Source organism: Sinimarinibacterium thermocellulolyticum, assembly GCF_040327995.1.
GTDB classification, from domain to species: Bacteria; Pseudomonadota; Gammaproteobacteria; order Nevskiales; family Nevskiaceae; genus Solimonas; species Solimonas thermocellulolyticum.
The window spans coordinates 65,181-86,276 of sequence record NZ_JBEPIJ010000004.1 but is presented as its reverse complement, the minus strand read 5'-3'; the positions used below and the strand labels follow the sequence as shown (position 1 = coordinate 86,276).

At 65.2% G+C, this 21,096-nt stretch carries 21 protein-coding genes and 4 pseudogenes; 16 read left to right on the top strand and 9 right to left on the bottom strand.

What is annotated here, in order from left to right; all coding sequences use genetic code 11:
• Positions 1 to 86 precede the first annotated feature (86 nt).
• From ABSH63_RS04920 to ABSH63_RS04900, 5 genes are all read left to right on the top strand, one after another.
• Positions 87 to 626 (top strand): glycine cleavage system transcriptional repressor, encoded by a 540-nt coding sequence (locus ABSH63_RS04920; protein ID WP_352887936.1) that lies wholly within the window; start codon positions 87 to 89, stop codon positions 624 to 626.
• A 78-nt stretch (positions 627 to 704) separates the two neighbouring features.
• The gene (locus tag ABSH63_RS04915; protein WP_352887934.1) at positions 705 to 1,169 is read left to right on the top strand and encodes a peroxiredoxin; all 465 of its coding nucleotides are present in this window, start codon (positions 705 to 707) and stop codon (positions 1,167 to 1,169) included.
• Positions 1,170 to 1,426: 257 nt separating this feature from the next.
• Positions 1,427 to 2,851, top strand: a complete 1,425-nt coding sequence (locus tag ABSH63_RS04910) for a PhoH family protein (RefSeq protein WP_352887931.1) — start codon at positions 1,427 to 1,429, stop codon at positions 2,849 to 2,851.
• A 17-nt stretch (positions 2,852 to 2,868) separates the two neighbouring features.
• Positions 2,869 to 3,201: a hypothetical protein gene (locus ABSH63_RS04905; protein WP_352887929.1), complete on the top strand. Its 333-nt coding sequence runs from the start codon at positions 2,869 to 2,871 to the stop codon at positions 3,199 to 3,201.
• Positions 3,202 to 3,975 carry a sulfite exporter TauE/SafE family protein gene (locus ABSH63_RS04900; RefSeq protein ID WP_352887927.1) on the top strand — a complete coding sequence of 258 codons (774 nt, stop codon included), beginning with the start codon at positions 3,202 to 3,204 and terminating at the stop codon, positions 3,973 to 3,975. It begins immediately after the preceding gene.
• Positions 3,976 to 4,054: 79 nt separating this feature from the next.
• Here the strand turns inward: ABSH63_RS04900 and mtnA are convergent, their stop codons facing one another.
• Entirely contained in the window at positions 4,055 to 5,086 is a 1,032-nt protein-coding gene (mtnA, locus tag ABSH63_RS04895; protein WP_352887925.1) for an S-methyl-5-thioribose-1-phosphate isomerase, read from the bottom strand.
• A 47-nt stretch (positions 5,087 to 5,133) separates the two neighbouring features.
• On the opposite strand from mtnA, the gene ABSH63_RS04890 reads away from it, so the two are divergent.
• Genes ABSH63_RS04890 through ABSH63_RS04875 form a run of 4 tightly spaced genes read left to right on the top strand, consistent with a single transcriptional unit; the run spans position 5,134 to position 8,685 of the window.
• Complete coding sequence (locus ABSH63_RS04890; protein WP_352887923.1) at positions 5,134 to 6,447, top strand: TRZ/ATZ family hydrolase; 1,314 nt, start codon at positions 5,134 to 5,136, stop codon at positions 6,445 to 6,447.
• Positions 6,444 to 7,211 carry a bifunctional 2-polyprenyl-6-hydroxyphenol methylase/3-demethylubiquinol 3-O-methyltransferase UbiG gene (gene ubiG, locus ABSH63_RS04885; protein WP_434223246.1) on the top strand — a complete coding sequence of 256 codons (768 nt, stop codon included), beginning with the start codon at positions 6,444 to 6,446 and terminating at the stop codon, positions 7,209 to 7,211. The genes ABSH63_RS04890 and ubiG overlap by 4 nt, the downstream gene beginning before the upstream one ends.
• A complete protein-coding gene (locus ABSH63_RS04880) occupies positions 7,208 to 7,912 on the top strand; it encodes an HAD family hydrolase (RefSeq protein ID WP_352887921.1) in 705 nt (234 codons plus the stop codon). The genes ubiG and ABSH63_RS04880 overlap by 4 nt, the downstream gene beginning before the upstream one ends.
• 26 nt (positions 7,913 to 7,938) lie before the next feature.
• On the top strand, positions 7,939 to 8,685 hold the full coding sequence (locus tag ABSH63_RS04875; protein ID WP_352887919.1) for an SDR family NAD(P)-dependent oxidoreductase: 747 nt from the start codon (positions 7,939 to 7,941) through the stop codon (positions 8,683 to 8,685).
• Here the strand turns inward: ABSH63_RS04875 and ABSH63_RS04870 are convergent.
• The 3 genes from ABSH63_RS04870 to ABSH63_RS04860 all read right to left on the bottom strand — a co-directional run bounded on the left by ABSH63_RS04870 (position 8,666) and on the right by ABSH63_RS04860 (position 13,409).
• Complete coding sequence (locus ABSH63_RS04870) at positions 8,666 to 8,977, bottom strand: pseudouridine synthase family protein (RefSeq protein ID WP_352887916.1); 312 nt, start codon at positions 8,975 to 8,977, stop codon at positions 8,666 to 8,668. The two genes, ABSH63_RS04875 and ABSH63_RS04870, sit on opposite strands and share 20 nt — an antisense overlap.
• A gap of 141 nt (positions 8,978 to 9,118) precedes the next feature.
• Positions 9,119 to 12,037 carry a Tn3 family transposase gene (locus tag ABSH63_RS04865; protein ID WP_352887914.1) on the bottom strand — a complete coding sequence of 973 codons (2,919 nt, stop codon included), beginning with the start codon at positions 12,035 to 12,037 and terminating at the stop codon, positions 9,119 to 9,121.
• A 346-nt stretch (positions 12,038 to 12,383) separates the two neighbouring features.
• The gene (locus ABSH63_RS04860; protein ID WP_352887912.1) at positions 12,384 to 13,409 is read right to left on the bottom strand and encodes a DNA-binding protein; all 1,026 of its coding nucleotides are present in this window, start codon (positions 13,407 to 13,409) and stop codon (positions 12,384 to 12,386) included.
• 105 nt (positions 13,410 to 13,514) lie between these two features.
• Between ABSH63_RS04860 and ABSH63_RS04855 the strand changes: the two genes are divergently transcribed.
• The 3 genes from ABSH63_RS04855 (at position 13,515) to ABSH63_RS04845 (ending at position 16,289) form a co-directional block, all read left to right on the top strand.
• The gene (locus ABSH63_RS04855) at positions 13,515 to 14,714 is read left to right on the top strand and encodes a site-specific integrase (protein ID WP_352887911.1); all 1,200 of its coding nucleotides are present in this window, start codon (positions 13,515 to 13,517) and stop codon (positions 14,712 to 14,714) included.
• Between the two features lie 77 nt (positions 14,715 to 14,791).
• On the top strand, positions 14,792 to 15,583 hold the full coding sequence (locus tag ABSH63_RS04850) for a Panacea domain-containing protein (RefSeq protein ID WP_352887910.1): 792 nt from the start codon (positions 14,792 to 14,794) through the stop codon (positions 15,581 to 15,583).
• Positions 15,584 to 15,728: 145 nt separating this feature from the next.
• A complete protein-coding gene (locus ABSH63_RS04845) occupies positions 15,729 to 16,289 on the top strand; it encodes a hypothetical protein (protein WP_352887909.1) in 561 nt (186 codons plus the stop codon).
• Between the two features lie 612 nt (positions 16,290 to 16,901).
• Here ABSH63_RS04845 and ABSH63_RS04840 read toward each other — a convergent pair.
• The gene (locus ABSH63_RS04840) at positions 16,902 to 17,078 is read right to left on the bottom strand and encodes a hypothetical protein (protein WP_170124134.1); all 177 of its coding nucleotides are present in this window, start codon (positions 17,076 to 17,078) and stop codon (positions 16,902 to 16,904) included.
• A 27-nt stretch (positions 17,079 to 17,105) separates the two neighbouring features.
• Here ABSH63_RS04840 and ABSH63_RS04835 point away from each other — a divergent pair, with 27 nt between their 5' ends.
• Positions 17,106 to 17,477, top strand: coding sequence for an SWIB/MDM2 domain-containing protein (locus ABSH63_RS04835; protein WP_434223249.1), 372 nt, complete (start codon positions 17,106 to 17,108; stop codon positions 17,475 to 17,477).
• A gap of 62 nt (positions 17,478 to 17,539) precedes the next feature.
• Here ABSH63_RS04835 and ABSH63_RS04830 read toward each other — a convergent pair whose 3' ends face one another.
• Complete coding sequence (locus ABSH63_RS04830; protein WP_110263786.1) at positions 17,540 to 18,550, bottom strand: DNA-binding protein; 1,011 nt, start codon at positions 18,548 to 18,550, stop codon at positions 17,540 to 17,542.
• A gap of 113 nt (positions 18,551 to 18,663) precedes the next feature.
• Here ABSH63_RS04830 and ABSH63_RS04825 point away from each other — a divergent pair, with 113 nt between their 5' ends.
• Complete coding sequence (locus ABSH63_RS04825) at positions 18,664 to 19,773, top strand: site-specific integrase (protein ID WP_110263785.1); 1,110 nt, start codon at positions 18,664 to 18,666, stop codon at positions 19,771 to 19,773.
• Between the two features lie 53 nt (positions 19,774 to 19,826).
• Positions 19,827 to 20,084 (top strand): annotated as a pseudogene (locus ABSH63_RS04820) (SDR family NAD(P)-dependent oxidoreductase); the annotation flags it as partial.
• A 29-nt stretch (positions 20,085 to 20,113) separates the two neighbouring features.
• Here ABSH63_RS04820 and ABSH63_RS04815 read toward each other — a convergent pair.
• Positions 20,114 to 20,392 (bottom strand): hypothetical protein, encoded by a 279-nt coding sequence (locus ABSH63_RS04815; protein WP_110263784.1) that lies wholly within the window; start codon positions 20,390 to 20,392, stop codon positions 20,114 to 20,116.
• Positions 20,368 to 20,589, bottom strand: a pseudogene (locus tag ABSH63_RS04810) (transposase domain-containing protein); the annotation flags it as partial. The pseudogene ABSH63_RS04810 and the gene ABSH63_RS04815, both read right to left, overlap by 25 nt.
• Positions 20,590 to 20,611: 22 nt before the next feature.
• Here ABSH63_RS04810 and ABSH63_RS04805 point away from each other — a divergent pair.
• A pseudogene (locus ABSH63_RS04805) lies at positions 20,612 to 20,809 on the top strand (transposase domain-containing protein); the annotation flags it as partial.
• Between the two features lie 39 nt (positions 20,810 to 20,848).
• Here the strand turns inward: ABSH63_RS04805 and ABSH63_RS15770 are convergent.
• Positions 20,849 to 21,090: pseudogene (locus ABSH63_RS15770) on the bottom strand (GMC family oxidoreductase); the annotation flags it as partial.
• Between the last annotated feature and the right edge of the window lie 6 nt (positions 21,091 to 21,096).

Below are 21,096 nucleotides of genomic sequence, written 5' to 3'. Positions count from 1 at the left end.
GCGGCAAGTATAGCCACGGCTCGCACCCCTCCGCGAGACTCGGCCGGAATCGATTAAACTTCGCGCCCCGCCTTCACGGCTACATCATGTCCCAGACCGATAATCTGCTCACCGTCTCCGCCATCGGCAAGCCCAAGGGCAACGTACCCCTGGAGCTGTTCAAGGCCATCCGCGAGCGTGGCGGCGAGGTCGAAGACTGCCGCATCGCCCAGATCGGTGACCGGCTGACCGCGAATCTGCTCGTTTCCGGCAACTGGAGCACGCTGGGGCGGCTCGAAACCGCGCTGCCGGGCATCGCCGAGAAGCTCGAACTGCAGGTGCGCTTCGAACGCTGCGAGCCACGTTCGGTGAACCCGGAATACCGGCCCTACGCTGCCGAAGTCGTGGCGCCCCAGGACCCCAACCTGCTGGTGAACATCCTCGAGTTCTTCCAGCACCAGGACGTGGTCGTCGTCGAGATCTCCACGCAGAAGTATCAGTCCACCTACACCGGCGCGGAAATGGCCAATGTGCAGATGGTGCTGCACGTGCCGGTCAACCAGCATCCGCAGGCACTGCGCGAGTCGTTCATGGATTTGTGCGACGACCTCAACGCCGACGGCATGCTCGACCCGATCAAGACCTGAACGTGGCCGGCACCGCGCCCGCATCCGCGCGACACGAGGCGCAGGCAGCGCCGCTCACGCCGCTTTGCGCAGACCCCCATGGCCCTCGACATCGGCGACAAGATTCCTGACCTCACCCTGCCCGCGACCGGCGGCCGCGACATCGCCCTGCGCTCGTTCAAGGGCAAGGTGCTTGTCGTGTACTTCTACCCCAAGGACAACACACCCGGCTGCACCCAGCAAGGCCAGGACTTCCGCGATCTGTACCCCCGGTTCCAGCAGGCCGGTGCCGACATCGTCGGCATCTCGCGCGACAGCGTGCGCTCGCACGAGAACTTCGCGGCCAAGTTCGGCTTTCCGTTCGCGCTGCTGTCGGATCCCGACGAGGCGGCGTGCCGGGCGTTTGACGTGATCCGCGAGAAAACCCTGTACGGCCGCAAGTATCTGGGCGTGGACCGCAGCACCTTCCTGTTCGATGCCAAGGGCGTGCTGCGTCGGGTCTGGCGCGGGGTGAAGGTCAAGAATCACGCGCAAGCGGTGCTCGACGCCCTCACCGATCTATGACGAGCGCAGAAGCATCACGAGAGCGCCATTCGCGCCGGCGCGAACCTCTCTTTTCGATGCCACACGGCCTGGGCTAGATTGCGCTCGAAGCGCCGTGCCCGGGCACGGCGCCGTCCGCTTTCGTTCACAGACCTGCAATCAAGACACCACGCCATCGCGCAGTTCCGACCACGGCGCAGAACCAGGTTACGCGTCGCGGCTTTTTTTCACCCGAGATCCGCTCCCCGGCGGCGCGGTCCCGCTCTCGTCCGGCACTCATGAGCAAGCGCAAGATCTTCGTTCTCGACACTAACGTGCTTTTGCACGACCCCACCAGCCTGTTCCGCTTCGAAGAGCACGATCTTTACGTGCCGATGGTCGTGCTCGAAGAGCTCGACAGTTCGAAGAAGGGCACCAGCGAAACCGCGCGCAATGCGCGCCAGGTCAGCCGCTTCTTCGACGAGCTGATGAGCGGCCGCGACCACACGCAGATCGAGAAAGGTCTGGCCTTGCCGACGCTGCGCGGTGGCAACGGCCACGGCCGCGGCCACAACGGCAAGCCGGCGAGCGGTAGGCTGTTCTTCCAGACGCGGCCGTCCGACACCTCGCTGCCCGGCCTGATCCCCGGCAACAAGCCGGACAACAGCATCCTGGTCAACGCACTCGAACTGCAGACCCAGCATCCGACGCGCAAGGTCACGCTGGTCAGCAAGGACATCAATCTGCGTATCAAGGCCGCCGTCATCGGCGTGCATACCGAGGACTATCACAACGACCAGGTCCTCGACGATCTGGATCTGCTCTACACCGGTTACAAGGAACTGCCGGCCGACTTCTGGACCACGCACGGCGAAAAGATGGAGAGCTGGCAGGACGCGCATGGTCGCGCGACCTATCGGATCAAGGGGCCTTTGGTCAAGGGCTGGCACGTCAATCAGTTCCTGTTCATTCCCGACGACGACCAGGGCGGCCTCGAACTAATCGTCAGCCGTATCGACGGCAACACGGCCGAGCTGCGCGTGATCCGCGACTACCGTCACGGCAAGAGCAGCGTCTGGGGCATCCACGCGAAGAATCGCGAGCAAAACTTTGCCCTCAACCTGCTGCTCGATCCGGACATCGACTTCGTGACCATTCTCGGCACCGCCGGCACCGGCAAGACCCTGCTGACGCTGGCCGCAGGGCTCGCGCAGACCATGGACGAGCAGCGCTACCGCGAGATCATCATGACGCGCGTGACCGTGCCGGTCGGTGAGGACATCGGTTTTCTGCCGGGCACCGAGGAGGAGAAGATGACGCCGTGGATGGGCGCGCTGATGGACAATCTCGAAGTGCTGACACAAAACGGCAACGCCGGCGACTGGGAACGCGCCGCGACCAACGACCTGCTCGCCAAGCGCATCAAGATCCGTTCGCTCAATTTCATGCGCGGCCGCACCTTCCTCAACCGCTTCATCATCATCGACGAAGCGCAGAACCTCACCGCCAAGCAGATGAAAACGCTGATCACGCGCGTCGGACCCGGCTCGAAGATGGTCTGCCTGGGCAATCTGGGCCAGATCGACACGCCGTATCTGACCGAGACCACCTCGGGCCTGACCTATGTCGTCGACCGCTTCCAGGGCTGGCCGCACGGCGGTCACGTGACGCTCGCGCGCGGCGAGCGTTCACGTCTGGCGGCGTACGCTTCCGAGATCCTCTGAACAGGAGACCGCAATCCGTGCTGGGACGAATCGGCAAGGCGATGAAGGACGGAGCGCTCGGTGTCGCGATCAAGACCTGGGCCAACGAGCGCTACGGTGACTACGGCGAAATCCGCGAGGTCGAAGTCGACACCCAGGCGGCACGCATCGTCATCAAGGTGATGATGCGCGGCGAACGCGAGGTGATCGCGGTCACGATCGACCGCTACGCGCTGATCGAGGACGGCGGCAAGCTGTACCTGAGAATCGACAAGCTGACCACCTCGCGCGAGTGGATCACCAGGCTGCTCAATCGCCTGCTCGACGGGCGCCGCTTCGCGCTACCGGCGAGCGTCGGCAAGATCCTCTGATTGGAACTCTCGGGCGAACTGCTGGCGCTGCTGTGCGGGTTTGCCTTTCTCGCCGGCTTCATCGATGCCGTGGTCGGCGGCGGTGGGCTGATCCAGATCCCGGCGCTGTTCGTGCTGCTACCGGGCGTGCAGCCGGCGACCCTGCTCGGCACCAACAAGTTCGCGAGCATCTGGGGCACCTTGTCCGCCGCGATCCAGTACCTGCGCCGCGTGCCCGTCGAGCGGCGCGCGATTTTGCCGACGACGGCCACCGCACTGCTGTTCGGCTATCTGGGTGCCGGCGTCGCCGCGTCGATTCCGGCCGATGCGTTTCGCCCGCTGATCCTGCTGCTGTCGATCGGCGTTCTGGCCTACACGCTGACGAAGAAGGACATCGGCGCCCTGCATGCGCCGCGCCTGTCGCCACGTCGCACCTTCGGCACGGCGCTGCTCACCGGCGCGGCGATCGGCTTCTACGATGGCATTTTCGGCCCCGGCACCGGCAGCATTCTGGTGATCGCCTTCGTCGGCCTGTTCGGCTTTAGCTTTCTCGTGGCCTCGGCGTCCGCCAAGCTGGTCAATGTCGTCACCAATGCCGCGGCGCTGGCGTTCTTCGTCGGTGCCGGACACGTTCGCTACGACATCGCGCTGCCGATGGCGCTGTTCAACGTCGCCGGCAGCCTGGCCGGTTCGCATCTGGCGATCCGCAAAGGCAGTGTCTTCGTGCGGCGCCTGTTCATCGCCGTCGTGGTGCTGCTGATCCTGCGCTACGCGTGGGATTTGACCGGCGCTTGAGATCGACGGCCCTCTATGCGGCAATCGCCGCCGCGGCACATCGCGCCGAGTGCTCACGCGAGCCCCGGCAAGTCCTCGATCAATCCCGCCCCGGCGACACCGGCCGGCCGAGCACTCGCGCGATTCGCGTCGCATCCGGCTTTTCCACGACACCGTGTTCGCAGACGATGGCGTCGATCAACTCTGCCGGTGTCACGTCGAACACCGGATTGAAGGCATCGACACCGGCCGGGGCGACCGCTCGGCCGCGAAACTCGGTCAACTCCGTCGCCGGACGCTGTTCGATGGGGATCTCCCGACCCGAGGAACAGCGCAGATCGAAGGTGCCGCTGGGCGCCGCGACCATGAACTTCACGCCATGGCGCCGAGCCGCGACGGCGAGCGCATAGGTGCCGATCTTGTTCGCCGTGTCGCCGTTGGCGGCGATGCGATCGGCGCCGACGATGACCCAGTCGATGGTTTCGCTCGCCATCAGGTACGCGGCCGCGCCATCGGCGATCAGCTTGGACGGAATGCCTTCCTGCTGTAGTTCCCAGGCGGTCAGACGCGCGCCCTGCAGCCACGGCCGCGTCTCGGTGTGGTAGACCATCGCCAGGCGGTTCAGCGCCCAGGCGCTGCGGATCACGCCCAGCGCGGTACCGTGACCGCCGGTGGCCAGCGCCCCGGTGTTGCAGTGGGTGATGACGCGTGCGCCGGAATCCAGCAGCGCCGCGCCGTGGTCACCGATCTTGAGGTTTTGTGCCAGATCCTCGTCGTGGATGCGTACCGCCTCGGCCTCCAGCGCATCGACGTCGCGCGACGCCAGCCACACACCGCGCATGCGCTCTAAGGCCCAGCGCAGATTGACCGCGGTCGGCCGCGATGCGGCGAGCACGGCGAACGCGCGATCGAAGGCGTCGGCGTCCGCACGCAGCGCGAGCACCAGGCCATAGGCCGCGGCGATGCCGATCGCCGGCGCGCCGCGCACGGCCATCTCGTGGATCGCCGAGGCAACGTCGGCGGCGCTGCGGCAGTCCAGCCAGCGCACCTCGTGCGGCAGCTCACGCTGATCGAGCAGGCGCAGTTGCTTGCGGGTCCACAGGATCGGCTGCACGGCACAGGTCATCGGCATCGCTCGGATAGAATGCGGCGCTGATTCTACCGGCCCCTGGAAATCCCATGATGACCGTCGACCTCTTGGTCGCGCCGCGCTGGCTCGTGCCGATCGAACCAGCCGGCGTCGTGCTCGAAGACCATGCACTGGTGGTCGATCGCGGCCGCATCGTCGAGCTGCTGCCGGCCGATCAGGCTGCCGCGCGCTACCAGGCCCGCGAGACCTTGACGCTCGGCCGCCACGCCGTCCTGCCGGGGCTCGTGAACACGCACTCGCACGCGGCGATGAGCCTGTTGCGCGGCATCGCCGACGACCTGCCGCTGATGGACTGGTTGCAGAACCACATCTGGCCCACGGAAGCCATGCACGCGGGGCCGGCCTTCTGCGAGGATGGCGCGCGGCTGGCCTTCGCCGAGATGATCCGCGGCGGCATCACCTGCGTGAACGACATGTACTTCTTCCCCGAGGCGACGGTCCGCGCCGCGCGCGAAGCGGGCCTGCGCCTGGTCGTGGGGCTGATCGTGCTCGACTTTCCGAGCGCCTGGGCGCAGAACGCCGACGAGTATCTGCACAAGGGCCTGGCCCTGCACGACGAGCTCAAGGGCGAAACGCTGATGCGCACGATCTTCGCGCCGCATGCACCGTACACCGTCTCCGACGAGCCGCTGCGCAAGCTGCGCCAGTACGCCGATGAGCTCGGCATCGGCATCCACATGCACGTACACGAGACCGCCGGCGAAGTCGACACGGCGGTGCGGGCCGGCGGCGTGCGTCCGTTGCAGCGTCTCGATGAGCTGTCGCTGCTCGGTCCGGACTTCATCGCCGTGCACATGACCCAGCTCACCGACGAGGAGATCACGCTGCTCGCCGGTCTGGGCGTGCACATCGCCCACTGCCCGGAATCGAATCTCAAGCTCGCCAGCGGCTTCTGTCCGGTGCACAAGCTGCGCACCGCCGGCGTGAACGTGGCGCTCGGCACCGACGGCGCCGCCAGCAACAACGATCTCGACCTGTTCGGCGAGATGCGCAGCGCCGCGCTACTCGCCAAGGGCGTATCCGGCGATGCACGCGCGCTGCCGGCGCACGAGGCCCTGCGCGCAGCCACCCTCGCCGGCGCACAGGCGCTCGGTCTCGACGGCGAGATCGGTACGCTCGCCGCCGGCAAGTCGGCCGACTTCATCGCCGTGGATCTCGGCGGTCTCGCCACGCAGCCCGTCTACAACGTGCTGTCGCAGCTCGTCTACGCGTCCAGCCGTGATCAGGTCACGCACAGCTTCGTCGCCGGCCGCGCGCTGCTGCGTGACGGTGCGCTGACCACGCTCGACGAAACCGAGATCCTCGCCAAGGCGGCGCGGTGGCGTGCGAGGATCAGGCCGTGACCAAGTCGTCTGGAACAGGGCGCGGTTCGGTCGGGGCGGACTCCACGGATGGCGCCCGCAGCGCCAATGTCGATCAAAACGAGATCGCCAATTTCGATGCCCTCGCCGCGCGCTGGTGGGATCCCGATGGGGAGATGCAGGCGCTGCACGTCATCAACCCGCCACGGGTCCGCTATATCGCACGTTGTGCCGAGGGCCTGAAAGGCAAACGGGCCGTCGATGTCGGCTGCGGCGGCGGCCTGCTCGCCGAAGCGCTGGCACGTGAAGGCGCTCAGGTGCTCGGCATCGACATGGCCGCCGAAGTGCTCGAGGTCGCGCGCGCGCACGCGCGGCAGGCCGGTGTCGCGCTCGAGTACCGGCAGACGTCCGCCGAACGACTCGCCGACGACGAGCCCGGCCGCTTCGATCTGGTCTGCTGCCTGGAGATGCTCGAACACGTGCCCGACCCGGCGTCCGTGGTCGCGGCCTGCGCACGTCTGGTGCGGCCCGGTGGCGATGTCGTGTTCTCGACCATCCACCGCAACCCCAAGTCCTTTGCGCTGATGATCATCGGTGCCGAGTACCTGCTGAATCTGGTGCCGCGCGGCACGCATCAGTACGAGAAGTTCATCCGACCATCCGAACTGGAGACCTGGGCGCGTGCGGCCGGGCTCGAACTGCAGGGCATGCAGGGGCTGCGCTACAACCCGCTGCTGCGCGCGGCGACGCTGTCCGACGACGTCGACGTCAACTACTTCATGCACTGCCGGCGGCCGGACCTGTGAGCGACGCGCCGATTCGCTGCGTGCTGTTCGATCTCGACGGCACGCTGGTCGACACCGCGCCGGATCTCGGTCGTGCGGCCAACCACGTCCGCGCCACGCTGGGCCTTGCGCCGCTACCGCTGGCCGACTACCGCGTGGTGGCCTCGGCCGGCGCGCGCGGCCTGCTCGGCAAGGCGCTGGGCATCACCCCCGAGCACGCGGACTTCGATGTGCATCGCCGGGTGTTCCTGGACCATTACCGCGCGCATCTGGCTGATGCGTCGCGACCGTTCGCTGGTGTTAACGATCTGCTGACCGCGATCGAGGCCGCCGGCCGCAGTTGGGGTGTGATGACCAACAAGCCGGCATGGCTCACCGCGCCGCTGCTCGAAGCCTTGGGCCTGGCCGCACGCGCGCGCTGCGTCGTCAGCGCCGACGAAGTGCCCCGCGCCAAGCCAGCACCCGACGGCCTTTTGCGCGCCGCCGCACTCGCCGGCGTCGCGACGTCCGACTGCATCTACGTCGGCGATGACCTGCGAGACATCGACGCCGCACGCGCCGCCGGCATGTTCAGCGTCGCCGCCGCCTGGGGCTACATCGGCGAAGCACCACTGGAACGCTGGGGCGCCGACCTGGTGGCGGCCACGCCCGGCGAGTTGCAGCGCTGGCTCGCCGAACGGCCCTGCAGCGAAGGGCAAGGCCGCTACACTACGCGCCCCTAGCTGCGCCGCTGGCCTGCCCGCCGTCAATGTCCGTTTCGATTCCCGCCGACTACGTGCCGCCTGTCGATCTGCTCGCCGGCCGCCGCATCCTGATCACCGGCGCCGGCGATGGCCTCGGCCGCGCCGCGGCGATCGGCTGTGCCGCGCACGGTGCCACCGTGATCCTGCTCGGGCGCACGGTCAAGAAGCTCGAAGCGGTCTACGACGCGATCGAGGCGAGCGGCGCGCCGCAACCGGCGATCTACCCGATGCACCTCGCCGGAGCGAGCTGGAAGGACTACGCCGATCTCGCCGGCACCGTCGAGCGCGAGATCGGCGGCCTCGACGGCCTGGTGCACTGCGCCTCGCACTTCAAGGCCTTCACACCGATGAGCGACATCGAGCCCAAGGACTGGGTCGAGGGCCTGCAAGTCAACCTCAGCGCCGCCTACGCACTGACGCGCAACCTGCTGCCGCTGCTCAAGGCCTCGCCCGACGCCTCGGTGGTCTTCGTCTCCGATCGCCACGGTCGCGAGGTCCATGCCTTTGACGGCATCTACGGCATCACCAAGGCGGCGATCGAACAGATGATGCGGATCTGGGCCGCCGAGCTCGGCACGCGCTCGTCGCTGCGCATCAACAGCTTCGACCCCGGCCCGATGCGCAGCGGCGTACGCCTGCGCGGTTACCCCGGCGAGCGGGCGGAATCGGTGCCGCCGCCCGAGCGCGTCGTGCCCCGGCTGCTGTGGTTGCTCGGCGCCGACAGCCGCGGCGTCAGCGGCTGCGCGCTGTAGGTTTGGCCGCTCGGCGCGCCGTCTTGCGCGGCGTCGGCTTGCCCCGGGGCGCGCCTCTGCCGGTGGGGGCGGCAGCAGGGCGCTTGCGCGCCGACGGCCGCTCCGGTTCCAGCCCCACCGCCTCCATCAGAGCCTCGACCTCGGCCGGCGTGGCCTCTCGGTAACCGGCCGACTTGATGCCGCGACCGAGCTCGATCGGACCGTAGGACACCCGGATCAGACGGCTGACTTTAAGGCCTTGCGATTCGAACAGGCGCCGCACCACGCGGTTGCGCCCCTCGCGCAGACGCACGCGGTACCACTGGTTGCTGCCCTCGCCGCCCTCAGGCTGATCGATAACGAGGCGGAATTTGTTGCGGTCTCCTCGGATACAGGTCGCGTGAGTGTCGATGTCGTGGGCCTCATCCGCTAGCGGAGCTTCGCGATCTCGACCCTACCGAAATGCCCGGGCACGGCCGGTGTCCTCCCTCAGCAGCCCCACGTACTTGGAGATCGGGAACTCAAAACGCCCGCGGAGATTCAGGTGTCGGTATCGCGATGGGCTGATCGACGCGCGCGCCTCGCTGCTCACCTCAATTCCTTGCTTCTCAACGTTGGCGACCGCCTCTTGAAGGAAGTGCGCGTTCCAATACTGGACGACATTGGCGATGAGGTTCAGCGCACTCGAGATCGCAATCATCTCGTCCTTGTCACGGCCCTTGTCGTGAGCAAGCGGCCCATAGAAGATCGCGCGCTTGAGCCGGTGGGAGTTCTCGACCTGCGTCAGCAGCCGGTTGATCTCCTTGCGGAACTCCTCGTTCAACAGGTAGTCGCACAGGAAGATCGTGCGTTGCAGCCTCCCAAGGTGCTTGGCGGCCAGGTAAGTGCGATTGCCCTTGGCTGCGCTGCCAAATCGTTCGAGCACGGTAACCGCCGAACACGTCGCGTTGCCGATCGAGGCGACCACGCGAACAAACTCGTCCCACTGCTCGTGGATGACGCTTTCATTGACGCCGCAACTCACGACGCCCTTCAACACCTCAGGGACCTCGTAACCGCGAGGCATCGTCAGATCGAGGTCCTTCATGTCGCGAATGCGCGAGCACAGGTCGAATCCCAAAGCCTTCGCAAACCCCAGTCCGACGTCCGTGTACCCGTGCGTGTCGACCGCAAGGCGAAGAATCTGGATGTCGGTCTGCATCACGACACCCTGAATGGCAGCGCCAGCCTGGCGGTTGTTGACCACGTGCGGCTGGCTGTAGGCATAGGCGCGGTTGTCCAGAACGTGATCGTAAATCCCGATCGACGGCGTGCGGCGTTTGTAGTCGACCCGCGAATTCCACAGGGTCCAGGACGACTGCAGCGACATCATGTCCGCCGCCGCCGTCGAGCCGTCTCCGCTGGCTGCTGCAAACGGCAGTTTCTTGTAGTGCGCGAGCACTGACTGGTTCGCCTTGGCCAGCACCGCTTCACGCTGAAGCGTGCGCATGACCGTCCCGACCTGCTCCTCGGTCAAGCCGGGAATCATTTTCGCGACGCCAGCAGCCCCCATGTCGGTTCCGAGCGCAAGCAGCCCCGCGTAGCAAAGTTTGAGTTCGTGCTCTGAACGCGCCGGTCGTCCAAGCAGTTTGGCGCTGAAGTGGGTGTGCGAGTCGACGAAGAGGAGCACTTCGGGAAGCTCGGCTTCCGGAAGCGCCTTGATGACATGATCCCGTGCGATCTTGTGCTTGCCGCCGATCAGATTCTCGGCCTTGACCTGCGGATACACCAGCTTGCCGTTCTTGATCTGAATTTCACCGCTTCTGACTTTCTCGGCGACCTCCGACACGCGCTCCTCCGCGAGCTTGCGGATCGGTTCCAGATAGGCTGCGGGATCTTCTGGCAAACGCAACCGATCGTAGTGACCGCGCTTGGTCTTGGCCCACAGTTCCGGCGAAATCAGCATCTGGTCGGGATTGCGGTGATCGTTGCTCGTGTCGATCCAACATGCGCCCGCCCGTAGCTTTCGTCTGACCTCCGAGAGGGTGTGGAACTCGAAGGCCTTCAGGGCCTTCTCGCGATCCGGCTCCTGGTTGATGTGCTTGTCCCAGACGCCGGGGACCGTCAACTTCCGCTTTGGAAGATCGTATTTGCTCTTCTCATAAAGCTCGCCGAGCTTGCGCAGATGAGCGAGGGTCTGATCACCGGGGGCGGCGCGGATATCGAGGTCCAGCAGCTTGCGGAGAAGGTTCCTGGGGCGCGGGTCGTTGCCCGAGGTGATTTGTACGCGCACCTCTTCGGCCCGCGTCCTGGGGCCGCCCGTGTCCTGCGCGTCGGCGAGTTCCTTGAGCTGGATTTGCACGCGCGGGTCGGCGATGTCGCCGTGCTTGATCAGATCGACGAAGGACTTGATGACGTGCCGGTACTCGGCGATGGTTCTGGGCTGGCTTTTGCGGACATGACTCAGGGCCTGGGAGTAGATGCTGGTCGTCGTGTCCGCGACCTGCTTGATGACGACGTCGGTCAACCGGCCCAGGACGGTGCGCAGGAAACACACGACGTGGACCGCGCGGTTGGTCTCCGACATCGCGCGAACCTGTGACGGCCGATAGTTCAGCAGGGTCCGGTAGCAGATCTCCTGGCGCTCTTGTGGAACTTGCGAGAGGTCCACATCGGCAACCCCGATCGACTTGAGGTAGGCGATCTTGTTGTTGATCTCGATGAAAGTCCCCTGGATCTTCCGGCCAGGGGGCTCCTGCAGCCACCCAAGAGTCGTCTCCCCGCCGTCCCGCGGCGCCATCACAAGGCGACACCACTCCTTGATCATTTTCTCGGGGACAGCCTTGTGGATCTCCAGGTAGATCCAATGGTCCATGTCCTTCATCGCCCGCACGGCGATGTCGCGCACGGTGCTCTCGGCCGGGATGAGAAGCTTGCGGTCGTAGAACCAGACAAACGCGGAATGCAGCAGACGATCGATCGACGAGGTGCCGCGGCAGGCCTCCCGCAGGAACTCCATCAGCAGAAGTTCCTCTCGTCGCTCGTGGGGCCGGATCCCCAACCGGTTCATCGTCCAGACTTGGTGGGTCCACTGGGTTTGACGACGTCGGTAGAGGGACCTGAGTGAGGCGATGCGCGGCGGCCGCACACCGAACTGCCCCGCGAGCAGCTCCAGGACAGCTTTGGGAACGGGGTCCAGGCGCTCGAGCTTGCACCCCGTCAGCCGGGTAAACGCCAGCTGCAGGCCGATGGCGATGTGGAACCGTTCGTTGAAAGGGGCGGCCTTGATGGCAGCAACATCGGCGGGCGACAGACGGAAGAACTCGATCTCGCGATCCAGCAACTCGCGCGGCAGGGCTTGCCAACCCAGGTAGTCGTCGCGAAGGCGTGTCATCCCTGCTCTCCGTCCGAAAGGGCAACGACCGAGCGGTGCTCGAATGTCTTGGGCGCGCGACCGGCCTGCCGCGGGCGAGCCTACCTGCAAGAGGCGACGGTCGCCAAACCGCACCGGGCATCAGCCGGCCGACGATCGGCGCTGTATGTTCGAGGAGTTTGTTGCGGTGACGCGCCCAGGCAGCCGTCCAGAACCCTCACTAAAGTCCTTGACAATCAACGCATTGAAACCGATCTGCGCGATAACATGCCCGCGTGCCGCAGTGCCGGCGTCCGTGAATGTTCGAGGAATTTGTAGCGGTGACGGGGGCCGCGGCCGCTCTCTCGGCGGTCGTACGCGGCCTTGTTCAGGACCGACCCTCACGACGGTCCGGCTTGCGCTGGGTGGATGCCTGGGCGAGGCGGTCCAGCTGCGCTTCGAGGCCTTCGAGCTTCCCGCGCAGCCCGGCGGCATCGCGGGCAGCAGTGTCGCGCTCCTGCGCCAGCTGATCGGCTCTGGCGCGCTCGCGATCGCGGTCGGCCTGGACTTGGTCCCGCTGCCGCTGAAGCGACGCCAGCTCGCGCCCGTGCGCGTCCGTCGCCGCGGCCAGAGAGGCTTCTGCCACCGATCGTGCGCGCAGTTCTCGTGACAGCTCCGCCGAGAGGCGGATCGCGTCCTTGCGCTGCTCCGCAAGATCCTTGGACAGCTGTGCGATCGCCGCATCCAGATCGGCGATCCGCTTCGCGGCTGCCGCCTGCTCTTTTTCGCGCTCGGCGATCAGGCGGCGATTCTGGGCCCGCTGCTCCTCGATCTGGCCGAGGAGGTGTCGCTCGTTGCCGTCGGCGCGGGCGCGCAACTGCTCGACCTCCTCCTGATGCTTGCGCGCTGCGCGGTCGCGCTCCTCCGTCGCCGCCTGCGCGCGCGCCTCGGCGGCGCTGACGGCGCCCAAGGCGTCGGCGAGCTGCACCTGCAGCGCGGCCAGCTGCCGTTGACTGGCCGCAAGCTGTTCGCGTGTTGCCGCCAGGTCGGTGGCCAGGGCAGTGGCCTGCGCCTGCAACCGGCTCTTCTCGGACTCGAAGGCGCTGCGCTCAGCCTCGAGGGCGGCGCGATCGGCGTCCAGGGTGGCGCGCCGCTCGTGCTCGATCTGGTCGACCTCGACCTGTGCCGCATCCCGGATGCTCTGGTAGAGCTGGGCGGCGGCCGTGGCGATCGGCGCCGGCAGGTTGAGGCGCGCCGGCAGCGCCTGGTAGTACGCCCGGAGATGGGCATTGACGGTGGCCGGCGATCCGGTGCCGAGGACGCTGCGCACCCCTTCGACGGTCGGCCGATCGCCCTTTTCGAGCAGCAGGTCGGCCGCTCGGGTGACATCTTCCAAGGTGACGCCAGGACGCATATAGATCTCCCAACTTTCAAAACACCGAAAACTCGGATAAGTTTCGATAATGGATATTTATCGAAACCTATTCCCCAGTATCGTTATAAATATAACGTACTACGTATGATAAACACAGATTCAACTGCCGACGAGACACTGCTCGCCGCGGCGCGATCCGCGAGCGCCCTGTTGCCGGCGTCGCCCATCGTCACCGACCGGGGTCATCTCGAAGCCGGTGCTGAAGTCGCCCTGAAGGCGTTCCGGCTTGCAGCGACGCCGTCGGGTACATGGGAGACCTATGCCAGGGCGCTGCGCTACGTCTGCGCGTGGGCGCAGGCCCGTTTCGGACATCCGCTGCCAGTGCCGACACCGCCCGCCGTGGCGATCCAGTTTGTGCTCGATCATTTCGGGCTGCCACACCGCGACGCGGCCGGCCGACTCTCGCTCGAAACGGTGATGCCACCCGCCGCCGACCGGGCGCTCGTCGACGCACGCTTCAAGTCACGCCTCGGCCCTCTGAAGATGTCGACGATCGACCACCGCCTGGCAATCCTGTCCTGGGCGCATCACGAAAAGCAGTTGATCAGCCCGACCGAGGACGCTTCCGTACGACGGCTGCTCACCGACTGTCGCAAGCTGGCGCTCGAGCTCGGCCAAGCGCCAAAGCCCAAAGCGGCGGCCACGCAGGAGGCGCTCGACGCGATGCTGGCCACCTGTGATGACTCACTGGAGGGTCTGCGGGATCGAGCCCTGCTGCTTTTCGGATGGGCCAGCGGGGGGCGCCGGCGCTCGGAGATCGCGGCCGCGCTGGTCGAGGATCTCGAATGGCTGAACGGTCGGAGCGCCGTGTTCCGGATGCGTCGGTCCAAGACCGGTGACGTCGGGCCCAAGCCGGTGGTCGATGAGGCGGCGGTCGCGCTGCGCGCATGGCTTGACCGCGCCCAGATTCGGACCGGTCCGATCTTTCGTCGACTGTATCGCGGCGGCGCGTCGCTCGGCGCCGGGCTGACGCCGCATTCGGTCGGCCAGATCGTCAAGCGACGCGCGTCTCTGGCGGGGCTCAGTGGCGATTTCGCGGGGCACAGCTTGCGACGCGGCTTCGCGACAGAGGCGGGTATGAATGACATGCCCCTGTCCGATACCATGGCGATGACGGGACATCGCACCGTAAAGAGCCTGGTTCGATACTCAGACTCGGGCTCGATGGTCGGACGAAAGGTGGCGAAACTGCTGGTTCACGGACGCCACCGCAGCGGCTCATCGCGATACGATGCATCGAGCAACACGGCTGCGGGCCATGACGTCGGAGACGAGCCAGAGTGAGCGCACACGACTTGCGTCTGCCGCGGACATCACAATAATGCGCGCCGTCTTTGCCCGTGCCCGCAGCGCAGCCCCGCATGCCACTTGATTCCGCCAGAGCGGATCTGATCCTCCAATATGCCTTGCTGCTCGCCGGGCAGGAGGATGATTTCTTCGATCGGCAGCTGGGCCCCATCCATCTGCTGAAGTACTGCTATCTCGCGGACCTGATCCACGCGCGCTACGAGGACGGTCGGACGTTTACCGGGGCGAGTTGGACGTTCTACAAGTTCGGGCCTTGGGCGCAGGACGTACACGCACGTATCGCGCCCGCCTTGAGAATGGTGCAGGCCGACGAGAAGGTCATGGCCAGCGACTATGGCGACCGTCAGGACTGGGTTCGGTGGTGGAAGACGGATGACCATCTTCTCGAGGCCAGGGAGAACGCATTGCCGTCCTGCATCCGACGGGAACTGCGTCCGCTCGTCCATCGCTTCGGCAAAGACACGCCAGCACTGCTCGATTTTGTCTACCGGACCGCGCCAATGCTTGAGGCCGCGCCCGGCCAAACGCTTGATTTCGCCCTGGAGGCGCGCGCGCGTCCGGTCAGGAAGGCCGACGTCGCCGACACCGCGTCGACGCTTTCAGCGAACAGGCAAAAGAAGCTGCGGGAACGGCTCAAGACGCTTCGCGAGCAGTCGAGCGCCCGCTCGGCGGGTCGCCAGAAGATCGTGAAGCTGGATCAACCTCGATACGACGAGGTGTTTGACCAGGGCGTGGCGTGGCTGGAAGGTCTGGCGGGGCCGGTGCTTCCTGAAGGCAATCTGATGGCTGAGTTCTCCGATGACGTCTGGACCTCATCGACCCGCAAGGGTTCGGACTTATCCTGACGACTGCGTCCAGGCCATCATCCAGGACCCGTCGCGGTGGTGGGTTCCGGATGAGGCCCATACGCTGTGCCGCGGGGCCTTGCTGTACTGCTTCGTCGCGCACACGGATCAGATCCCCTATCAGTTCGAACCTGTTGGCCGAACGGTGCCGACCGAGCACGACAGCGCGACCGTCAAGGTGACTCCGCTGAAGGTGGGCGAACCGCTCAGGCGCGTGACGGCGCTACCGGTCGCCGCGTTACCGCTGAACCCCGGCGAGGTGTGGGCGGCGTACCGCGCCAAGCGCCGGCCGTGCATCGTGATCTCGGATGAATGCCCGACCGTGGATCGCGGACTCACCAAGGGCATGCCCAACGCGACGACGGCGCCGACGATGCTCGTGGCCCCGTTCTACGGCGCGGACAAGGACGGCTCGCGTGCCGGATTCAACGACGGCTTCGTCGATCGGATTCGACGTTGCGAGTATCCACAGTTCATGTGGGATCAGCTGCCGCTCGAAGGCGGCCCGCAAGCCTCGATTCTCAGGCTCGACCAGATCCAGCCCATCGGTCGTCACTATCACTCATACAAGACCTGCGGCTGGAAGCTGAGCGACGATGCCCTTGCGGTCTTTGACGATCTGATTCACTGGCAGATCTGGGGCGGTGTCCCCGAAGGCAGTGATCTGATCGCGTTCAGAGAACTGATGCGGGATACCTACGGCTAGGAAATTACTCTGCGAGTGCAAACCGCCCGTCGGCGTAGCCAGCGTGCGTCGTCCCGGATAACCGTCAGCCGCTGCTGCGAGACGCCGAGTAGATGGCATCGAAGCACTGCGAAGAAAGCGCGATCCTGGCGTCATCGTCGGCGTGACCGCTTTCGATGCCCTTGAGCAGGGGTTACCTTGTTAGCGGCGGAAAAAGTGACGTTTTCTTTTTCTTTTAAAAACAGCGACATACGCCGATAAAAGACAAAATAGTCAGTAATAACAATAAGTTATGGTATGGGTCGGCAAGGGGCATTTAGATTGTCTCGGTCTGGAAGGCCGCTTGCCGAAGAGACATAAGTGACGTTAAATATTCTCTTTTAGAACAATAGCTTGCAGATCGCGCATTCACGAAAGATTAGAAATAACAATAACTTATGGTGCCCCCCCCACATCTGCGGACCTCTTCGCCGTTGACGCGGCACCTCGCGGCCACTGACCTTTCCTGTCTGCCTTCGGAGCCAAGCCCGAGAACAAGCTGGACTGTCTCGCACGGCGCTCAGAATGAGCCGGACGGAGACGACGAGTTCGGTGCGTGACTTGACCGCCGTTGAGCCGTTCGAGTGGCTAATGTCACGCAACGCCTCGCAGGGAAGGTCGCGGCCGCCGGCGCGTCGGTTCCAAACTGGTCATGAGCGCCGCGAGCTTCGGCACGCTGCTGCGGCGGATCTGATCGGTTACGTTGCGCTGCGGCCAGCTCGCTAGCCGGCGGTCGTTCTGTGCAGGCAGGGCGACGATGAAGGTGGTCACGAATTCACGTGAGCACTTGCGTTGTCACTGATTTCAGAGGCGCTTGTAAAGGCCAAGAAGGCAGCTGCGAAGAAGGCGCCGGTCAAGAAGGCGGTGAAGAAGGCAGCCCCGAAGAAAGCTGCGAAGAAGTCCGTAAGGAAGACCAAGCGCAAGGCCAGCCCTGCGCTGATGAAACCGATGACGCCCAGCGCGACGTTGGCCGCGGTGGTCGGCAGCAAGCCGATTCCGCGTGGCCAGATCACGAAGAACCTGTGGGCGTATATCAAGAAGAACGGCCTCCAGGACAAGACCAACAGGCGCCAGATCAACGCCGACGACAAGCTGAAGGCCATCTTCGGCGGCAAGTCGAGCGTCAGCATGTTCGAGATGACCAAGCTGGTCAGCAAGCACATCAGCTGAGGATCGGGATCGAGGGCGGCGGTGCCGTCGCCCTATCCTTCGGGCAGCGCCGTCTCTGGTGGCTATTTCGCCTTCTGCAGCCGGCGGATTTCTGTCTTGGCCTCATCGAGCTGGCTTTGCAGCGCTGACAGGCGACCTTCGAGCTTTGCCGCTTCGCGCATGGCCTCATCGCGGTCGCGGCGGTGCTGGTCCGCCGAGGCGATCAGGGCCTCAACCTCCGACCGGGCGCGATCAAGATCCGCCTGGCGCGAGGCGAGGTCCTTGGCGGCAAGCTCCTGCGCCCTGGCGGTGGCGGTCTCGGCGGCCGTCAGGCTGTCCTTGACCTTGGCCAGATCGCGCTGCGTCGACGTCAGCTCGGCGCGCAGGGACGCGTTGAGCTTCAGGGCCTCTGAGAGGTTGGCCTCCAGCGTCGCCGCATGCTTCTCGGCTGCTGCAGCTTCGCGCTCACGGTCCTGAACCAAGCGCTGGAACTGCGTTTTCTGTTCCTCGAGTCGACCGAGGAAATGCCGTTCGTTGCCTTCGGCTTGTTCGCGCAGGCGCTTGAGTTCGGCGGTCTGTTTCTGTGAGGCGCGTTCGCGCTCTTCTTCGGCCGCGCGGAGTTGCGCTTCAGCGGCCGTTGCGCGGGTGGTTTGGCTGGCCAATTCTTTCTCTGCAACCGCCAGCTTTGTGGACGCGGCCTTGTGCTGGTCGCGAAGGCGATCCAGATCGCCGTTCAGATCTGCGACGCGTTGCTGCATCGCCGATCGTTCAGCCTCGAAATCCCGGCGCTCCTGGGCCAGCTTGTCGCGGTCCTCGGTGAGCTGCTGCTGCGCCGAGGCACGCTCTGCTGTCAGCTCCTCAACCGCGGTTGCGCGGACCTTCTCGTAGAGCTCCGCAGCGGCGGTTGCGATCGGCGCCGGCAAATGGAGTCGCGCCGGCAGTGTCTGGTAGTACTGCTTGAGCAGCGTGTTGACCGTGTTCGGCGAACCCGTGCCGAGGATCTTGCGCACGCCGTCGACGGTCGGCCGTTCGCCGCCGGCAAGCAGCTCGTCGGCGGCCCGGGTGATATCGGCCAAAGTGACTCCGGTGCGCATGTTTCCGTCTCCCGATTTTCAAAATGCCGATGAATCTGCTATACCTACGTTAAGTGTTCGTTAACGTAGGTATAGCACTTATATCGTATTGAATAATACAGAATACATAATTTATGAACAACGACCTAGACCTTTTCGACACTGGCAGCGTTCCCGACCAGCTAGCCCGCATCCCCGCCGATCCCGCGGAGATTCAGCGCGGCGTCGAGGACGCTGTGCGCGCGATTCACTTCATCGCGAAGCCGACGAACACTTGGAAAGCCTATGAGAAAGCGCTCCGGTATATCGGCGCTTGGTGCCTGGTGCGCTTCGGCGAGCAGTTGACGCTGCCAGTCTCGATTGCGCGCGTCCAGACGTTCGTGATCGATCATTTTGGACGCCCAGAACGTGTCCAAGTCGACGGGACCCTGCGGCTGGTGATCCACGATGCGATGCCGTCGGACGTCGATGCGGCGCTGGTGGCCGCCGGCTACAAGACCGAGCTCGGTCGTCATCGAATGACGACGGTGGATCAGCGTCTGGCGGTCCTGTCCTGGGCGCATCAGCAGAAGCAGCTCGACAGTCCGGTCCAGGATCCCACGGTGCGCCGGCTGTTGTCGGCCTGCCGCAAGCTCGCACTAGAATACGGCGAAGGCCCCAAGTCGAAGACGGCCGCGACGCTGGACGCCCTGGATCTCATGCTGGCGACCTGCGATGAGTCGCTGGAGGGTTTGCGCGATCGCGCCCTGCTCCTCTTTGGCTGGGCCAGCGGCGGCCGGCGCCGTTCTGAGATTGCCAAGGCGGAGGTACGGGACTTCGAGTGGATTGGCCCTAGCCAAGCAGTCTTCCGGATGCGGCAGTCGAAGACCGGTGATCACACGCCAAAGCCCGTCGTCGATGAGACGGCAGCCGCATTGACGTCCTGGCTGAAGGCAGCTGAGATCACCGAGGGCGCGGTGTTTCGCCGGCTTTGGCGATCCACGAAAGTCGGCGAAGCGCTCTCCCCGCATGCCATTGCGGCGATTGTGCAGCGGCGCGCCCTACTCGCTGGACTGCCGGGGAATTTCGCGGGCCACAGCCTGCGCCGCGGGTTCGTCACCGAGGCGAGCATGCACGATGTGCCGCTGGCCGAGACGATGGCGCTGACCGGGCACCGCCTTGTGAAGAGTGTGATTCGATACTCGGAGGTTGGCGATGTGCTCAAGAGCAAGGCGTCAACGCTGCATCGACGATCCAAACCGTAGTGACGGTTGCTCTTGCCGCCTGTTCCATTCGGAACCGGTCCGCTACTCCTCGCGCATCTCTACCGCATCTGGCAGCCGGCGGACGCATCGTGAACATCGGCGCCGCCGGCGCGGTGAAGGCTGCGGCAGGCATGGGCGCCTACTCTGCATCCAAGGCAGGCGTCGCGCGGCTCTCCGAGGCGCTGGCGGACAAACTCAAGGCGCGTGAGATCACGGTAAACGCCGTGCTGCCCGGCAACATCGACACGCTGACGAATCGCGTCGACATGCCGGACGCCGATCACGCGTGCCGGGTGACGCCACAGGCGTTGGGTAAACGTCCGGTCGCTACCGGCTTGACTCACGTAGGCTTGTCGTAGACCTCGTTGGTGTAGATCTGATGCTCGTACGCGCGCTCGATGGCGCGATCGAGGCGGACCAAGAGCTGCGCGAGCGATTCACCCTTGCGCCGGACCAGCGTTGCCAGATGCTGGTCTTCGGCGGCGGCGGTGGCGACACACGGATGGTCCTCGACTCGACCGAGCGTGATGTCGCCGTAGCCCGTCGTCCGCAGATGCTCGATGTACTGGAGATCGGGAAGAGCCAGTGCTGATTTCAGACGGCGCTTTCCTGCGGACACGGGGTCAGCGCCTCGGCGACATGCCACGGCAGCAGGGCGTCGATCTGGTTGATCGGATGCTCGGCGATGCGCTCGAGGACATGGCGCAGATAGGCTTCGGGATTGAGGCCGTTGAGTGTAGCCGTGCCGATCAGGCTGTAGATCGCGGCGGCGCGTTCGCCGACGCTGTCAGCGCCGGCAAACAGATAATTCTTGCGGCTATAAGAAGTGTCTCACAACCGCAAGAACTGGCTCTTCGTCGGCTCGGAAGGTGCCGGTCGTCGCGCGGCCGCCGTCATGAGTCTGCTCGCCACCGCCAAGGCCAACGGCCACGATCCGCATGCGTGGCTGCTCGAGGTGCTCACGCGCCTGCCCACCACGCTCAACTCGCAGATCGGCGGACTGCTACCGCATCGCTGGAAGAATACCGCCAGCTGATCACGTCGCGTGTGCAAGTGCCGTGGGTAGACGCTTACGCTGGAACAGCAAACGGTCGTGGATGAGGCGCTGCGGTTCGGTCGTGGACTGCCAGTTGTAGCGATGGCTGAACATCAGTTGCAGGAAGCCCAGCGGCATGGTCACAAACGGGTTACGGCGGCTCTCGGGACCGGCTTCAAGCAGCAGCGCCGAATGGCGGCCGCTTGCAGACAGGCGGTTGGCGACAGCACATCCGCCCGACCGGCGCCAACCACCACGTAATCGTAAGGTTCCGCAGACATATCGAC

Bases quoted from the DNA above. Each gene is read 5' to 3' on its own strand.
- ABSH63_RS04920 (WP_352887936.1), top strand. From the start codon at position 87: ATGTCCCAGACCGATAATCTGCTCACCGTCTCCGCCATCGGCAAGCCC.
- ABSH63_RS04915 (WP_352887934.1), top strand. From the start codon at position 705: ATGGCCCTCGACATCGGCGACAAGATTCCTGACCTCACCCTGCCCGCG.
- ABSH63_RS04910 (WP_352887931.1), top strand. From the start codon at position 1,427: ATGAGCAAGCGCAAGATCTTCGTTCTCGACACTAACGTGCTTTTGCAC.
- mtnA (WP_352887925.1), bottom strand. From the start codon at position 5,086: ATGCCGATGACCTGTGCCGTGCAGCCGATCCTGTGGACCCGCAAGCAA.
- ABSH63_RS04890 (WP_352887923.1), top strand. From the start codon at position 5,134: ATGATGACCGTCGACCTCTTGGTCGCGCCGCGCTGGCTCGTGCCGATC.
- ABSH63_RS04875 (WP_352887919.1), top strand. From the start codon at position 7,939: ATGTCCGTTTCGATTCCCGCCGACTACGTGCCGCCTGTCGATCTGCTC.
- ABSH63_RS04865 (WP_352887914.1), bottom strand. From the start codon at position 12,037: ATGACACGCCTTCGCGACGACTACCTGGGTTGGCAAGCCCTGCCGCGC.
- ABSH63_RS04860 (WP_352887912.1), bottom strand. From the start codon at position 13,409: ATGCGTCCTGGCGTCACCTTGGAAGATGTCACCCGAGCGGCCGACCTG.
- ABSH63_RS04855 (WP_352887911.1), top strand. From the start codon at position 13,515: ATGATAAACACAGATTCAACTGCCGACGAGACACTGCTCGCCGCGGCG.
- ABSH63_RS04850 (WP_352887910.1), top strand. From the start codon at position 14,792: ATGCCACTTGATTCCGCCAGAGCGGATCTGATCCTCCAATATGCCTTG.
- ABSH63_RS04830 (WP_110263786.1), bottom strand. From the start codon at position 18,550: ATGCGCACCGGAGTCACTTTGGCCGATATCACCCGGGCCGCCGACGAG.
- ABSH63_RS04825 (WP_110263785.1), top strand. From the start codon at position 18,664: ATGAACAACGACCTAGACCTTTTCGACACTGGCAGCGTTCCCGACCAG.